The sequence below is a fragment of the Paraburkholderia sp. HP33-1 genome (genome assembly GCF_021390595.1).
Lineage (GTDB): Bacteria > Pseudomonadota > Gammaproteobacteria > Burkholderiales > Burkholderiaceae > Paraburkholderia.
In genome coordinates this window covers 1,796,726-1,812,107 of sequence record NZ_JAJEJR010000002.1, presented here as the reverse complement: position 1 = coordinate 1,812,107, position 15,382 = coordinate 1,796,726, and the positions used below count along the sequence as shown (strand labels likewise).

Annotated in this window: 12 protein-coding genes; 5 read left to right on the top strand and 7 right to left on the bottom strand. The window is 63.9% G+C overall.

Features of this window, described 5'->3' with window-relative positions; translation table 11 throughout:
* Positions 1 to 54: 54 nt before the first annotated feature.
* Together L0U81_RS24240 and L0U81_RS24235 are read left to right on the top strand one after the other, a co-directional pair.
* Positions 55 to 2,019 (top strand): beta-galactosidase, encoded by a 1,965-nt coding sequence (locus tag L0U81_RS24240; RefSeq protein WP_233806428.1) that lies wholly within the window; start codon positions 55 to 57, stop codon positions 2,017 to 2,019.
* Positions 2,020 to 2,158: 139 nt separating this feature from the next.
* Positions 2,159 to 3,349, top strand: a complete 1,191-nt coding sequence (locus tag L0U81_RS24235) for a glycoside hydrolase family 53 protein (protein ID WP_233806426.1) — start codon at positions 2,159 to 2,161, stop codon at positions 3,347 to 3,349.
* Positions 3,350 to 3,386: 37 nt separating this feature from the next.
* Here the strand turns inward: L0U81_RS24235 and L0U81_RS24230 are convergent, their stop codons facing one another.
* From L0U81_RS24230 to L0U81_RS24210, 5 genes are all read right to left on the bottom strand, one after another.
* Entirely contained in the window at positions 3,387 to 3,719 is a 333-nt protein-coding gene (locus L0U81_RS24230; RefSeq protein ID WP_233806424.1) for a hypothetical protein, read from the bottom strand.
* 257 nt (positions 3,720 to 3,976) lie between these two features.
* Positions 3,977 to 5,335, bottom strand: a complete 1,359-nt coding sequence (locus L0U81_RS24225) for an MFS transporter (RefSeq protein WP_233806422.1) — start codon at positions 5,333 to 5,335, stop codon at positions 3,977 to 3,979.
* Positions 5,336 to 5,702: 367 nt separating this feature from the next.
* Entirely contained in the window at positions 5,703 to 6,689 is a 987-nt protein-coding gene (locus L0U81_RS24220; RefSeq protein WP_233806420.1) for a M14 family metallopeptidase, read from the bottom strand.
* A 40-nt stretch (positions 6,690 to 6,729) separates the two neighbouring features.
* Positions 6,730 to 7,137, bottom strand: a complete 408-nt coding sequence (locus tag L0U81_RS24215) for a GtrA family protein (protein ID WP_233806418.1) — start codon at positions 7,135 to 7,137, stop codon at positions 6,730 to 6,732.
* A gap of 13 nt (positions 7,138 to 7,150) precedes the next feature.
* Positions 7,151 to 7,957 (bottom strand): class I SAM-dependent methyltransferase, encoded by an 807-nt coding sequence (locus L0U81_RS24210; RefSeq protein WP_233806416.1) that lies wholly within the window; start codon positions 7,955 to 7,957, stop codon positions 7,151 to 7,153.
* 250 nt (positions 7,958 to 8,207) lie between these two features.
* Between L0U81_RS24210 and L0U81_RS24205 the strand changes: the two genes are divergently transcribed.
* Together L0U81_RS24205 and L0U81_RS24200 are read left to right on the top strand one after the other, a co-directional pair.
* Positions 8,208 to 9,143, top strand: coding sequence for a glycosyltransferase family 2 protein (locus L0U81_RS24205; RefSeq protein ID WP_233806414.1), 936 nt, complete (start codon positions 8,208 to 8,210; stop codon positions 9,141 to 9,143).
* Positions 9,140 to 10,759 (top strand): hypothetical protein, encoded by a 1,620-nt coding sequence (locus L0U81_RS24200; RefSeq protein WP_233806412.1) that lies wholly within the window; start codon positions 9,140 to 9,142, stop codon positions 10,757 to 10,759. Before L0U81_RS24205 ends, L0U81_RS24200 begins: the two co-directional genes overlap by 4 nt.
* 61 nt (positions 10,760 to 10,820) lie before the next feature.
* On the opposite strand, the gene L0U81_RS24195 is transcribed toward L0U81_RS24200, so the two are convergent.
* Together L0U81_RS24195 and prpR are read right to left on the bottom strand one after the other, a co-directional pair.
* Positions 10,821 to 11,903, bottom strand: a complete 1,083-nt coding sequence (locus tag L0U81_RS24195; protein WP_233806410.1) for a tartrate dehydrogenase — start codon at positions 11,901 to 11,903, stop codon at positions 10,821 to 10,823.
* Positions 11,904 to 11,976: 73 nt separating this feature from the next.
* Positions 11,977 to 13,935 carry a propionate catabolism operon regulatory protein PrpR gene (gene prpR / locus L0U81_RS24190; protein ID WP_233806408.1) on the bottom strand — a complete coding sequence of 653 codons (1,959 nt, stop codon included), beginning with the start codon at positions 13,933 to 13,935 and terminating at the stop codon, positions 11,977 to 11,979.
* A gap of 235 nt (positions 13,936 to 14,170) precedes the next feature.
* Here prpR and prpC point away from each other — a divergent pair, with 235 nt between their 5' ends.
* A complete protein-coding gene (gene prpC / locus L0U81_RS24185; protein ID WP_233806392.1) occupies positions 14,171 to 15,340 on the top strand; it encodes a bifunctional 2-methylcitrate synthase/citrate synthase in 1,170 nt (389 codons plus the stop codon).
* Positions 15,341 to 15,382 lie beyond the last annotated feature (42 nt).

Here is a 15,382-nt window from a genome sequence, read left to right as displayed (position 1 = left end):
CCTGAAACACGACTGAAACGACGGCTCGACGTCAACTCACCACGAGACTTTCACATGCAACTTGGTGTCTGCTATTACCCGGAACAATGGCCACGCGCGATGTGGGCCGACGACGCGCAACGTATGGTCGAACTCGGCATCACGCATGTACGGATCGCCGAATTCGCGTGGAGCCGCATGGAGCCGCGCGCCGGTGAATTCGACTGGCAATGGCTCGACGAAGCCGTCGCAACGCTCGCGAAAGCGGGCCTGAAACTCGTGCTCGGCACGCCGACCGCGTCGCCGCCGAAGTGGCTCGTCGACGCGCATCCGGACGTGTTGCCGGTGCGCGCGGACGGCACGCGGTGGAACTTCGGCTCGCGCCGTCACTACGATGTTTCGAGCGAGACCTACCGGCGCGAATGCGTGCGCATCGTCACCGCGATGGCGAAGCGCTACGGGCGGCATCCATCGATCGTCGCATGGCAGACCGATAACGAGCTCGGCTGCCACGACACGGTGCCGAGCTATTCGGCCGCGGCATTGCAGCGTTTTCATGTGTGGCTGCAGCGCCGCTACGAAACGATCGGCGCATTGAACGACGCGTGGGGCAACGTGTTCTGGAGCATGGAGTATCCGTCGTTCGACGCGATCGGCCTGCCGACTCTGACACCCACCGACGCGAACCCGATCCATCTGCTCGACTTCCGCCGCTTCATGTCCGACGAGGTGGCGAGCTTTCATCGCGAGCAGATCGACGTGCTGCGCGAGCATGCGCCGAGCGCGGATCTGTTGCACAACTTCATGGGCTTTTTCACGACCTTCGATCACTATCGCTTCGCCGCCGACCACGCGATCGACGTCGCCGCATGGGACAGCTATCCGATTGCGCGTACCGAATCGATCGCCTTGCCCGAGGAGCAGAAGGCGCGTTTCGCGCGCACCGGGCATCCCGACGTGTCCGCGTTCGATCACGACCGTTACCGCGGCGTTGGCGGCGGCCGCTTCTGGGTGATGGAGCAACAGGCCGGGCCGGTGAACTGGGCGCCGTGGAATCCGGCGCCCGCGCCGGGCATGGTGCGGCTGTGGGCGTACGAGGCGTTCGCGCATGGCGCGGAACTGGTGTCGTATTTCCGTTGGCGCCAATGCCCGTATGCGCAGGAGCAGATGCACTCCGGGCTCAATCTGCCGAACAACGAACTGTCGCCGGGCGGTCTCGAAGTGCAACGGGCCGCGTGTGAAATTGCCGGGAGTACGGCGCTGTCGACGCTCGCCGCGCCCGCGCGCGCAGCCACCGCGCTCGTATTCGACTACGAGACGCAGTGGATGTTCGAAATCCAGCGTCACGGCAAGGGCTTCGACTATCAGACGCTCGTGTTCGACTACTACGAATCGCTGCGCGAACTCGGACTCGATGTCGATATCGTGTCGAACCGCGCCGATCTTTCCGGCTACCAGCTAGTCGTCGTGCCGAGTCTCGCGGTGATCGACGCCGCGCTCGTCGAACAGATCGCGCTTTCGAGCGCGCAATGGGTGTTCGGCCCGCGCAGCGGCTCGAAAACCGACGCGTTCGCGATTCCGGGCAATCTGCCGCCCGGCGCATTGCAGCAGGTGCTGCCGATCCAGGTGCTCGAAGTCGAAACGCTGCGGCCGACGCTGGCGCCCGCGCTGTCGATCGACGGCGCGCGGGGCCACGCGCTGCACTGGCGCGAGCACGTGCGCGCCAATGGTGAGACGCGTACTGCCGTGCGCTTCGACGACGCGTGGCCCGCGCTGCTGACGCACGGCAACGTTCGCTACGTCGCCGGCTGGCTGTCACATGAACTGCATCGCGCGGTGTTGCGGCAGGCAGCGCACGATGCGGGACTCGAGACGCAGGTGCTCGCCGACGGGCTGCGGCTGCGTCGCCGCGGTGGCCTGACCTTCGCATTCAATTTTGGCGCGCAACCGGTGCAGGCGCCGGCGCCGCGCAACGCGACGTTCGTGCTCGGCGAGCCGCGCCTGAATACCGGCGACGTCTGCGTGTGGAAAGACGCGTGACGCCGTGCGGTCCACTTTGAAAAATCGCCAGAGCAGGGGGCGGTAAAGCAGTCTGAAACTCGAAGGTTGCAACACCGACGCATCAAACCGGACCAGGCGGCCCGCGAGGAGCCGCCATTCAATCGATGGAGGATGACGGATGAACCGAAGAGAAATGCTGGGATGGCTCGCGGGCGCCGCGGCAGCGGCCGGTGTCGGCGCGACGCTCGGCGCGCCCGCTGTTGCAGCGGAGGGCGGCCAACAGGCAGGAGATGCCGCGCAGCAGGATGCCGCCGCGCGCGCGAACCGCTTCGCGATGGGCGCGGATGTCTCGACCTTGCTCGAACTCGAAGCGAACGGCGCGAAGTACTACGAGCATGGCGAGGCGCACGACTGCCTGCACATTCTGAAGCGTCACGGCGTCGATTCGATCCGTATCAAGATGTGGAATGATCCTGGCAATCCTGACTTCTTTCCGGCCAATCAGAGTCCGGCGGCCGGGTGGAACAATGCCGAGCACGTTCGGATCCTCGCGCGTCGCGCCGCCGCGCTCGGCCTGCGCGTGCTGATCGACTTTCATTACAGTGACTGGTGGGCCGATCCGGGCAAGCAGTACCCGCCGCACGACTGGGCCGGCAAGGACATTACCGAGACCTGTGCGCTGCTGTCGGCGTACACGTCGACAGTGTTACAGATGCTTGAGCGCGACGGAGTGCATCCCGAGTGGGTGCAGATCGGCAACGAGATCACCGGTGGCATGCTGTGGCCGCTCGGCAAGTACGATCAGCTCGACAACCTCGCGGCGTTGCTGAAGGCGGGGCATGACGCGGTCAAATCCGTCGACTCGCGCACCAAGGTGATGCTGCATATCGACAGCGGCGGCAACAACGCGACGAGCCGCTGGTGGTTCGACGCCATGACGCAGCGCGGCGTCACGTTCGACGTGATCGGACTGTCGTACTACCCGCAATGGCAGGGCTCGTTCAGCGACCTGCAGGGCAACGTGAACGATCTCGCGACGCGCTACGACAAGGACGTGATCGTCGTCGAGACCGCGTATCCGTGGACGACGAGCGACGGCGATTCGGAACCGAACTCGATGACCAACGTCGGCACCTCGCCTTACCCGCAGACGCCTGCCGGCCAGGCGCAATTCCTTGGCGCGGTGACCGACATCGTGAAGGCGATCCCCGACGGCCACGGCAAGGGCGTGTTCTGGTGGGAGCCCGAGTGGATTCCGACGCCGAACGTCGGCTGGAAAGTCGGCGCGGGTGATCAGTGGGACAACAACACGCTGTTCGATTTCCACGGCAACGCGTTGTCCTCGCTGGATGCGTTTCGCCAACGTTAGCGCGCGCCGCTGAACGTGGGCAGGACAATCGCAGGCATCACTGTGCCGGCGATGCCTGCCCCTTATGCTGGTTCACGCAGTCCGACGTGATCGCCATGCTCGCCTGATCGGGCGTCATGTGCGGCGCGTCCGGACTGTAGATCTTTTCGATGATCGCGCTGACGGCCGCGCGATCGGACGGGTCTTTGTAGTAGCGGGCGGCCTGATCGAGCGCCTGAGCTTTGGTCTTCTTGTGTGCGCGCCATGACGCGACCTGACCGGCGATATCGCCGAGCGCGAAACATTGATCGCTGACGGTCTGCGCGACGGCCTGAGCGGCCGGCTGCGCGAAGCACAGCGCGACGAGCGCGGATACGACTAGGCGTTTCATTACCGGAATCCTGAGATGAGACGGCGGCGGCGCGGCAGCGGCGGTGCTCGCCGTGCCCGGCCGCGCGGATGAATAGCTGCGTAGTGTATCGGGAAGTGGGGCGCGGTGCTTTTTACTACTGTGGTTCAGATTGCCGCAGGCGAATTTCCATGCGCCCAGCCAAAGAAAAAGCCGCCCTGCGAATCGCAGGGCGGCTTCAGAATTACCACTTGGTCGAATTGTTATTGGTTTATTAGCGGGTACGCGTCATCGCACGCTCAATGCCCAAACGACTCCGCCTTCGAGGCACCGGCGTCAGCCGTCTGCGGCCGTGCGGCCTGCTTGATCAGCAGCGCGACGCACGACAGCACACCCGCGACCGCGATGGTCGCGAAGATACCGCCGAACGAGAAGTGGCGGCGCGTCAGCTCGGCCACGAGGAACGAGCCCGCGATGCCGCCGAAGCGGCCGACGCCGAGCATCCACGCGACGCCGGAGCCGCGGCCCACGGTCGGGTAAAACGCGGCGGCGAGCGCCGGCATCGACGATTGTGCGGTGTTCATCAGCACGCCGGCGATGAACACGATCAGCACGAGCGCGCCCACGTTGCCGGCCGCCTGACCGATGAAGTACACGCTGACCGCAGTCAGTGCATAGCAGACCGCGATGACGCGGTTCGCGTTGAAGCGGTCCATCAGCACGCCGGCCAGCACCGCACCGACACCGCCGAGCGGGAACAGCGCGGAGATCAGCGTCGCGCGTTGCGGCGTGAGTCCGGCGTCCTTCAGCAGGATCGGCATCCAGTTGATCGACGCGTAGAAGATCACGAGGCCCATGAAGTACGCGACCCACAGCATCACCGAGCCGACGATGTACGAACGCGACAACACGACGCCGAGACCCTTGCTGCCGGTTTGCGGCGCGGTTTCGGTCATCGTGAACCCGGCGGCCTGCACCGCGTCGCCGGAAATGCGCGCGAGCGCCGCGCGAATCCGCTCTGCCGGCTTGTTATTCGCGACCATGTAGCGGACCGACTCCGGCATCTTGGTGAGCAGCAGCACCAACAGCACCAGCGGGGTGACACCGCCAAGGATCAGCACACTGCGCCAGCCGAGATGCGGGATCATCCACGCGGCGAGGAAACCGCCGAACGCCGCGCCGAGCGGAAAACCGCAGAACATCAGATTGATCACAGTCGCACGACGGTTGTCCGGGCAGTACTCGCCCATCATCGTCACTGCATTCGGCATCGCGGCGCCGAGGCCGACGCCGGTGATGAAGCGCAGCACAGTCAGTTGGTCGATGCCGGTCGAGAACGCCGACGCGAGGCAGGCGACGCCGAACAGCAGCACCGAGCCGACCAGCATCGAGCGACGCCCGAGACGGTCGGACAGCGGACCCGAGCCGAGCGCGCCGCAGGCGAGGCCGAACAGCGCGGCGCTCAGCACCGGCGCGAGCGCGGGCTTGGTGATACCCCATTCGGTGATCAGCGAAGGCGCGATAAAGCCGATCGCAGCGGTGTCAAAACCGTCCAGCAGGACGATGATGAAGCACATGAAAAAGATCAGCCACTGGAACGGCGAGAACGGATGTTCGTTGATAAAGGTTTGAACGTTCACAGCGGGGCTGCGGTTCATGATGGTCTCCTGACTGCGAAAGGCCCGCTACGCGAGCCATTCTTCTTAAGACTGTACGCCGCCTGGCAGCGGCGCACGATGCCTACGTTCGGGCCAACTGGCCGTGCTTCGGCAATGAATCATACCAGGGCGGATCGGCTTGACAGAGCCGCGCCGGGCGAGGGAATTTGTTCGCATATAGAACGGTGATTCTTCACGCGAACGCGCGCCACTGTAAGCAATGAAATCATTCGGGTCAACGGGGGAATACCCCAGATGCGCCAAAGCGGGCAAAAGCGCGCCTTGGCGCCGGATGGCGGCGCGCTGCCATCCGGCCCCGCGCGTCAAGGTCAAGGCGCCGAAACAAACGGCAAACGGCTTCCTGCCGTCAGCCCGTCACCGCAGGATTGGTGACCGTCCGCTCGATGCGTCCGAACCGCACGACGGTCACACCGGGACGCAACTGCCGCAGCGAAGGCATCACGAGGATGCAGTTGTCGTAGGGCGTGCACACCGGCTCGCCGTTCGACCAGCCGATCACAGCGCCCGCCTCGGCGAAAACCTCGAGGCCGGTGTACGCCGCGGCGAAGCTGAAGTCCATGCTCGTCGCGACGACCGGCTGCGTCACGCGCACGATCTGCTGCGCGGGCGGCAACGGCGCGAGCCACCCCGGCGGCAGATCCGTTTCGTCGATCACGCCGGACAGCAGCAGGAAGCGCGCGGTCGTATCGCGTGCGACTGCCACCGCACTGCGCTCCCAATGCTGGCCGCATTCGATCAGCAGCGCGTTCTTCGGGCTCGCGGCGTCGCCGAACCTTTCGTAGTCGCGCATGCGGCGGCCTTCGGGATGGCCTTCGTCGCAGATCACCGTGGCGGGCGTGCCGAGCCGTACCGCGAGGTCGATGCCTTTTTGCAGCGGTCCAGCAACGATCAGCGGCTTGCAGCGCTCGTGCATCGAATGCAGGTCGAGCAACGCGTCGACTGAGTCGAGCACCGGGCGCATCGCCCGCGCGCGCTCGAGTTCGCTCGACGTGCGCGAGGTGTCGTCGAGCACGGCGGCGGTCCACACGCGGTTGAAGTCCTGATCGACGAAGCGCGCGGCATCGGGATTCGCGGGATCGAAGCGCCGGTACGCGGCGACATTCGCGAACGACAGCGTGAGGCGCCCGCGCCGGGGCCGCATCGCGTGCCGCAGCAGTTCATCGACGACGATCGCGCCGCACACTTCGTTGCCGTGCGTGAGCGCATTGATCATCACGTGCGGGCCGGGCATGCCGGAATCGTACGTGTGGACATACGCAATACCCGACGACGATTGCTCATGCTGCGCGAGATAGGGGAATTCGACTTCGATCGGATAGGCTTCCCTGCTCATGGCGGTGTCCCTGGTGAATGGCCTGGATAGTCTTTCATCTTCAGCGTGTGCGCTCGCGCATCGCCCAATACCGGTTGCCGAGAAAGCCCACCATCACGTAGACGGGAATGCCGCACAGTTGCGCGAGGTAGGGCGCGTGTGTCAGATGCAACACCGAAACCATCGTCGCGAGATTGGCCAGATACGAGATCAGAACCACGATCAGAAAGCGGATGGCCGTGTGCCGCGTTGCCGCTGTCCTGAACGTGAACCTGCTGTTGAGCGCGAAGCTCAAGGCCACACCAATCGCGTAGCCGGTTATGTTGGCGACCACAGGATTGGCGCCGGCCGCTTGCGCAATGAAGATGATAACGGCCGAGATCGCCGTATTGAGGCCGCCAACCAGCAGATACTTGATGAACTGGCGAACAGGTTCGAAATGCAATGCTGTCGTGCGTAGGTCGTTCATTGAATGACCGCCTTCATGCGGCGCTCGCGTAGACGGAGTATTGGGCGCCGAGCGGGACATGAGTCAGATATTTTTCGAGCGGACGAAGCTTGGCCAGCATGTGAGGAAAGAAAATCCGAAAGCGCACGTCCACCTCGGAAAAGCCAGCATCGAGGCATGCCTGCTTCATCTTGCGCGCGTTGATCAGTTTGGCGTTCACATCGAACTCGCAGGTGTTGACTGCCCTGACGGTCAGCGGATTCAGCGGATTGTGCTCGAAGATGACGACCGTTCCCCGCGGACCCACGACGCGTTTAAGTTCGCTCAGCAAATGAACATGCTCGGCGTGATCGATGTGATGGAACACGCACATTGCATAGGCGAGATTGAATTCGCCCTGCTCGAACGGCAGCGTGTGGCCGTCAAAGTGAACGAAGCGCGAAGAATCAGGAAAGCGGCGTTGCGCGACTTCCAGTGAGCGTTCCGATACATCCGCGCATGTGAGTTGTGCGTCAGGCAAATAGCGCTTCACCCAGGGAATCGACGTGCCGACGCCCGATCCGAAATCGAGCATGCGCGCGGGTAGCGCATCGCGTCGCGTCATCTCCTCGGCGATGTCGCGAATCTTGTACTCGGCGAAATACTCCGGGCCTTCTCCCGACACCGCAATGTTACGGGCGTGCAGCGAAAGATACTCGTCAGCAAAGCTGTCGAACTCGGCTTTGTCCATGCTATTCATCCTTACCGTAATACATCGGTTCCAAAGGTCATTGGAAAACGATCCGGCGTGACGGTTCATCTCCTGTCGCCACGACACAATCATACGGGAGCGCGAGAACAATCGCATTTGCCTGCGTATCGACCGTGCTCATGTTGACGGTGTATCAGTAAAAAGCGGTTGTTCGTATTCCGATGTGGTAATTCCGTTGCGGCTCCAATTCGACGTTATTTCCGATGCGTTAGTGATTTTCGGACAATGAGGTCCTTATGCTTGCCTGTGATCGCCGATGCGTACTAATGTCGAAACAGGTTGAACGCCGGACTCTGCGCCTGACTCTGGGTCGAGCCAGCTACAGAATGGGGATTTGCCTATGACGATGATGAATCTCGTCGTACCGTGCTACAACGAAGAAGAGGTACTCTCCGAGACGAGCAAGCGGCTTCTCGCACTTCTGGAGCGATTGATCGAAGCCGGCGACGTAAGCAACGAAAGCCGCATCACTTTCATCGACGACGGTTCCCGCGACCACACCTGGTCGATCATTGAAGCGCTGCACGCACAGGACGCCCACTGCGGCGGCATCAAACTCTCGCGCAATCGCGGCCATCAGAATGCGCTGCTTGCCGGCCTGATGACGGCTCAGGGCGATGTGCTCGTCAGCCTCGACGCCGATCTTCAGGACGATATCGAAGCCATTCCGCGCATGCTCGCGGAATATCAGTCGGGGGCGGAAATCGTCTTCGGTGTGCGTCACAAGCGTACGACGGACACATTCTTCAAGCGCTTCACCGCTCGCAACTACTACAGGCTGCTGCGGACGTTCGGCGTCGACATCCTGCCGGGCCATGCGGATTTTCGCCTGATGAGCCGCAAGACCGTGGAAGCGCTACGGCAGTTTCAGGAGGTCAATCTGTTCCTGCGCGGCATCATTCCGCTGCTGGGGTTCAAGACTGCGATCGTCGAATACGAGCGTGCTCCGCGCTTTGCGGGCGAGAGCAAATACCCGCTCGGCAAAATGCTCATCCTTGCGTTCGACGGCATCACGTCGTTCTCCGCCGTACCCCTGCAATGGAGTACGCGCCTCGGCGCATTGCTGGCGGTCGGTTCGCTATGCTTCGGCGCATGGGCCCTCTATGCGCGCATCTTCACCAATCTCACGGTGCCCGGCTGGGCGTCGACGGTGATTCCGATGTACTTCCTCGGTGGTATCCAGTTGCTTTTCCTCGGTGTGATCGGCGGCTACATCTCGAAGACGTATGCCGAAACCAAGCAGCGTCCTCGTTTCATCATTGAGCAAACGCTATGAATTCTCCCGTCGATCGTTCCGCGCCGGCGAGTGCGGACATCGAGACGGTGTCCGCAGACGTGTTTGCGCGCTCCGGCCGGCTCGCCGCGATTGTTCCTCGCGTGCTGTTCATCGTCACCGTACTGTATGGCGGAGCGTTGTTCTGGATCGCGCCGCGTCCGCCGTTGGTCGACTTGCCGCAACACGCCGGACAGGTGATGTTGCTGCGTGATCTGCTCGCGCATACGTCGCCCTGGCAAAACCTCGTGCAGCTCAACCTGCTCACGCCGTATCTCGTCGGCTACGGCATCGCGCTGCCGCTCACGTATCTGATGCCGATCGGCGCCGCGCTCAAGTCTGTGCTGATGCTCGCGTACTTCGCGTTCGTGGCATCGTGCGTCGGGTTTCGCCGCTATCTGGGCGGCGATCCACGGCTCGACTGGCTGTTCGTGCCGGGATTTTTCGGCTTCGCCTTCACGTGGGGCTTCTATACGTTTCTGGTCGCGACACCGTTGGGCATTCTGTTCATGTGGCTCTCGCACGACTATGCGACGCAGACCTCGGTCAGGAAGGGTGTAGGGATGTTCGTTGCGGGCACGGCGCTGTTCTTCTGTCACGGGCTCGTGTTTCTGTTCGCGATGGTGATAGGCGTCGGCTTCGTGCTGGTCAAACAGAAGACGTTCGCGCGCAAGATACTCGCGCTGGCGCCGTTCGTGCCGCTCGGCGTGCTGTGCATCGCGTATATGCTGTGGAGCCGCGCGACCGATCCGCTACTCGGGCGGCCGTTGCCCGGGATAGACGTATTCGGATGGGGCTTCGACTGGCAGCGCCTCGTCTCGCTGCCAGTGTACGTGTGGGGCATGAACAAGGGCGCGGCGGTGTATTTGCCCCTCGTCGCACTGATGTTCGCCGCGCCGTGGTTGTGGCGCAACCGGATCAATCCCGATCGCTCGGTCATCGTGCCGATGCTCGCCGTGGCGATTGTGTGGTTCCTCGTGCCCGGCACGGCGCTGAAGACCGCGTACCTGTATCACCGTTTTGCAGTGTTTCTGCTGCCCGCCTATGCGCTGATGTTCTGCGCGCCGCAATCCACCGCGAGCGGCGCTCGCCGTGCGTCGTCCGGCTCGACTTCGGGCACGCTGCCTGGCGTGGGCGTGCAAGCGTTGATCATCGCGGGGTGCTGGATCTTTTTCGCGGACCAGACGATTCGTCTGCATCGTTTCGCCGTCGAGATTGCGCCGCTGGGGGAGTTGCTCGAGCAAGCCGAGCCGGGGCAGCGCGCGCTGAGCCTCGTCTTCGATCGCGCGAGTCCTGCCTACAGGAGCCCGTTCGCGTACGAGCACCAGTCGCTGTGGTATCAGGCGGAGAAACACGGTTTCGTCGATCTGAACTTCGCGACTTTCGTGCCGCAGATCGCGCGCTTCAGGCCGGGCTTGATGCCCATCTCCCCCCCGGTGCTCGAACACAATCCGGGAAGTTTCGAATGGAACAAGGACAACGGCCGTCAGTACCGCTATTTCTTCGTTCGCAAGGAAGGGCCATTGCCGAAAGATTTCTTCGCCAATAACGAATGCGATGTCGCCCTCGTGACCCACGAGGGCGAATGGTCGCTCTACGAGCGGCGCAACTGTCGATAACGGCGCACCCGACGTTGCGCCGCGCGTTCACGCGGCCTGCGCGCCCGGCGCTTCATTCATGTCACGCGAGTTTGGCCGCAATGGCCTTGCCGACTTCACTCGTGCTCGCCTGACCGCCGAGGTCGGCGGTATGCGGACCTTCGATCAGCGTCGCCTCGATCGCCTGCAGGATCGCGTCGTGCGCTTCGCGCTCCTTGCCGCTCGAATGGCCGAGGAAGTCGAGCATCATCGCGGCCGACCAGATCATCGCGATCGGATTCGCGATGTGCTTGCCCGCGATGTCGGGTGCCGAGCCGTGCACCGGCTCGAACAGCGACGGAAACCTGCGGTCCGGATTCAGGTTGCCCGACGGCGCGAGGCCGATGGTGCCCGTGCACGCGGGGCCGAGATCGGACAGGATGTCGCCGAACAGATTGGTCGCGACGACCACGTCGAAACGGTCCGGGTTCAGCACGAAACGCGCGCACAGGATGTCGATGTGCTGCTTGTCCCATGTGACATCCGGATACTGCGCGGCGATAGCGGCCGCGCATTTGTCCCACCAGGGCATGCTGATCGCGATGCCGTTGCTTTTCGTCGCGACGGTGATTTTCTTGCGCGCGCGGCGCTGCGCGAGATCGAACGCGAACTTCAGCACACGCTCGCTTCCGTGCCGCGTGAACACCGACTCCTGCAGCACGAATTCGCGCTCGGTGCCTTCGAACATCACGCCGCCCACCGACGAGTACTCGCCCTCGGTATTCTCGCGCACGATCCAGAAATCGATGTCGCCGGCCTTGCGTCCCGCGAGCGGCGACGGCACGCCCGCAAAAAGCCGTGCGGGCCGCAGATTCACATACTGGTCGAACTCGCGGCGAAACTTCAGCAGCGACCCCCACAGCGAGATGTGATCGGGCACGGTATCGGGCCAGCCGACCGCGCCGAACAGGATCGCATCGGCCGATTGCAGTTGCGCTTTCCAGTCGTCCGGCATCATCTTGCCGTGCTTCGCGTAGTAGTCGCAGCTTGCCCACTCGATGTGCTGATACTCGAGCTCGATGCCGAAGCGTTGGGTCGCGACCTCGAGTACGCGCAGCGCTTCGGGCATCACCTCGACGCCGATGCCGTCGCCGGGGATGACGGCAATCCGGTATTTCTTCGACATGCTGGGCTTCTCCTTGCGGAATGGGTTGGGGATGCGGTGGCGGTTATTTTATGCGTGCGCCTTTGGTGCGTGCCTAACGCCCCGCATTCAGCTTGCGCCACAACGTCGTCTTGCTGATGCCCAACGCGGCGCACGCCGCATCGCGATCGCCTTCATGAGCCGCGAGCACCGCGCGGATCTCATCGGCTTCGACATGACGGCTGCGCTCGCGCAGCGTCAGCGCGGCCGGCTTCGCGCGCGCGATCGGCTCGACGATTTCCGGCGCGACTGCGCGCAGCAGGTCGCGCGTGACGAGTGCCGCGCTCGCATCCGTGTCCGCATCGCTATCCGCGAGTTCAACCACGATCCGCTCGATCACGTTCTGCAACTCGCGTACATTGCCCGGCCACGCGTAGCGCCGCAACGCCGCGCCCAAACCCTCCAGCATGCGCGCGGCGGTGTCCGCGTCGGGCACGCGCGCCGCCAGCCTCGGCTCGCGCGCGGCCGTCTGGCGCAACAGCTCGGCGGCCAGCGGCAGCAGGTCGTTCGGCCGCTCGCGCAGCGGCGGCAGGGCGATGCTGAGGATATTGAGCCGGTAGTACAGATCGGCGCGGAAACTGCCGGCCGCAACGCTCTCGGTGAGCGCGCGATGCGTCGCCGCGACGACGCGGATATCGACGCGCGTCGGCTCCGTCGAACCGAGCCGCACCACTTCGCGCTCCTGCAACACGCGCAGCAGGCGGCTCTGCAACGGCAACGGCATCTCGCCGATCTCGTCGAGAAACAGCGTGCCGCGATGCGCGACCTCGATCAGCCCCGCCTTGCCGCCCTTGCGCGCGCCGGTGAAGGCGCCTTCCTCGTAGCCGAACAGCTCGCTTTCGAGCAGCGCCTCCGGAAACGCCCCGCAGTTGATCGCGACGAACGCGAAGTCGCGCCGTGCGCTCAGCTGATGCATGCTCTGCGCGACCATCTCCTTGCCGGTGCCGCTCTCGCCGAGAATCAGCACGGTCGCATCCGATCTCGCATAACGCGCGACGAGCGCGCGCACCCGTTCGATCGATTCCGACGCGCCGACGATATCGTCGAGCCGGTAGCGCGCGGTGAACTGCTGCACGCGTTGACGAGCCCGCAGCGTGCGATCGAGCCGCTCGACCGCGCGCGATTCCTGAAACGTCAGAACGGTGCCCGGCGCCGCGCCGCTGCTCGCGAGCGGCCCGCGATGCACGACATAGCTCGCGCCGCGCACCGTGCAAAAACTGTCGCCGTCCGCATCGGGCAGACTGCCCGCGAGGTCCGGCGCGAGATCGTGCAGCGCGCGGCCGACCGCCTTCGCGGCATCGATGCCGAGCACGCTCGCGAGACGCTGGTTCATCACTTCGATGCGGCCTTGCGCATCGAGCGCGACCACGCCGTCGCGCAGATGCTGCAGCAGCGTGTCGAGCCGCTGACGCCGCACGGTTTCGCGGCGCGTCGCCTGGGCGACTTCGAGCGCGGTGTCGAAGCCGGCGCGCACCGACGCGCGCGAGTACAGAAATACCGCGCCCATGCCCGCGCTCGCGGCCAGATCGGTGACCATCCCCGGGCCGACCACGACGTCGATGCCGCGATCGCTGAGATCGAGCACGACGCTCTCGGCGTCCTGCGCGGACTGATACGACGCGAACGTGACGTCGAGCGCGTAAGCGGCGGTGAAGCGGCGCAGTTCGTCGGGCGTGTCGCCGTGCGTGACGAGCGCGACACGCGCGCCTTCGCGACGCGCGCGCGCGAGCGCATGCATCACGTCGTAGCCGGTCGGGCTGATCCGCACGACCGGCACTGACACGCGCGTTTTCAGATATGCGCCGTTCGAGCCGCCCGCGAGCACGACGTCGGGACGCGCGGCGCCCGCGCCTTCGATTTCGCGGACCGCGTCTTCGAAGGCGTGCGACACGATGCGAATATCCGCGCGTTCCACATATTCGCCGGCGATGTCGAAGAACAGATCGCGCAGGCGGCTGATGCTGAGCGCCCAGACGCGTGGACGCTGCGGCGGTTCGTACAGAGGCGTGCTCAAGGTCGGCGGCTCGTGGCGGGGTGAGTTGGGATCTCTATTATGCAAGCATTCGTTGCCAATTTGAAATTCGCGGTTTCATTAATGAAATGGAGTGTGCAGAGAGTCGCCTGATCGTTTGGTGAGACTTGCGTCGAATCAGGCACTTAGCCGGACGCGCACGGCCTGGCCCGTTCTTTGCGTACAAGGTCGCCCAGTCGAAGCAAAGACCCAAATTTCCACTCATTCTGGAGACAACATGAGCGAAGCAGACAACAGCACGCCGAACGCAGGCGCTTTCAAGCCGAAGAAATCCGTCGCGCTGTCCGGCGTGACCGCGGGCAACACCGCGCTGTGCACGGTCGGCAAGACCGGCAACGATCTGCACTATCGCGGCTACGACATTCTCGACATCGCCGGCGCGTGTGAATTCGAGGAAATCGCGCATCTGCTGGTCCACGGCAAGCTGCCGACCCAGGCCGAACTCACCGCGTACAAGACGAAGCTGAAGTCGATGCGCGGCCTGCCCGCGAACGTGAAGGCCGCGCTCGAATGGATTCCCGCCGCCGCGCATCCGATGGACGTGATGCGCACCGGCGTGTCGGTGCTCGGCACGGTGCTGCCCGAGAAGGACGACCACAACCTGCCCGGCGCGCGCGACATTGCCGACAAGCTGATGGCCTCGCTCGGCTCGATGCTGCTGTACTGGTATCACTACTCGCACAACGGCAAGCGCATCGAGGTCGAAACCGACGACGATTCGATCGGCGGCCATTTCCTGCATCTGCTGCACGGCGTCGAGCCGTCGAAGGCGTGGGTCGACGCGATGCACGTGTCGCTGAACCTGTACGCGGAGCACGAGTTCAACGCCTCGACGTTCACCGGCCGCGTGATCGCGGGCACGGGCTCGGACATCTACTCGGCGATCACCGGCGCGATCGGCGCGCTGCGCGGCCCGAAGCACGGTGGCGCCAATGAAGCCGCATTCGAAATCCAGTCGCGCTACCAGACACCCGACGAAGCGGAAGCCGATATCCGCCGCCGCGTCGAGAACAAGGAAGTCGTGATCGGCTTCGGTCATCCGGTGTACACGATCTCGGACCCGCGCAACAAGGTGATCAAGGAAGTCGCGAAGAAGCTGTCGAAGGAAGCGGGCAACACGAAGCTGTTCTCGATCGCCGAGCGGCTCGAATCGGTGATGTGGGACGCCAAGAAGATGTTCCCGAACCTCGACTGGTTCAGCGCGGTGTCGTACCACATGATGGGCGTGCCGACCGCCATGTTCACGCCGCTGTTCGTGATCTCGCGTACGGCCGGCTGGAGCGCGCACATCATCGAGCAGCGCGTCGACAACAAGATCATTCGTCCGAGCGCGAATTACACCGGTCCGGACGATCTGCCGTTCGTGCCGCTGGCGAAGCGCGTTTGAGGCGAGCAGCGAGCTAAACTAACCGCACTGTCCGACCGGCCG

Bases quoted from the DNA above. Each gene is read 5' to 3' on its own strand.
- L0U81_RS24240 (WP_233806428.1), top strand. From the start codon at position 55: ATGCAACTTGGTGTCTGCTATTACCCGGAACAATGGCCACGCGCGATG.
- L0U81_RS24235 (WP_233806426.1), top strand. From the start codon at position 2,159: ATGAACCGAAGAGAAATGCTGGGATGGCTCGCGGGCGCCGCGGCAGCG.
- L0U81_RS24230 (WP_233806424.1), bottom strand. From the start codon at position 3,719: ATGAAACGCCTAGTCGTATCCGCGCTCGTCGCGCTGTGCTTCGCGCAG.
- L0U81_RS24225 (WP_233806422.1), bottom strand. From the start codon at position 5,335: ATGAACCGCAGCCCCGCTGTGAACGTTCAAACCTTTATCAACGAACAT.
- L0U81_RS24220 (WP_233806420.1), bottom strand. From the start codon at position 6,689: ATGAGCAGGGAAGCCTATCCGATCGAAGTCGAATTCCCCTATCTCGCG.
- L0U81_RS24215 (WP_233806418.1), bottom strand. From the start codon at position 7,137: ATGAACGACCTACGCACGACAGCATTGCATTTCGAACCTGTTCGCCAG.
- L0U81_RS24205 (WP_233806414.1), top strand. From the start codon at position 8,208: ATGACGATGATGAATCTCGTCGTACCGTGCTACAACGAAGAAGAGGTA.
- L0U81_RS24200 (WP_233806412.1), top strand. From the start codon at position 9,140: ATGAATTCTCCCGTCGATCGTTCCGCGCCGGCGAGTGCGGACATCGAG.
- L0U81_RS24195 (WP_233806410.1), bottom strand. From the start codon at position 11,903: ATGTCGAAGAAATACCGGATTGCCGTCATCCCCGGCGACGGCATCGGC.
- prpC (WP_233806392.1), top strand. From the start codon at position 14,171: ATGAGCGAAGCAGACAACAGCACGCCGAACGCAGGCGCTTTCAAGCCG.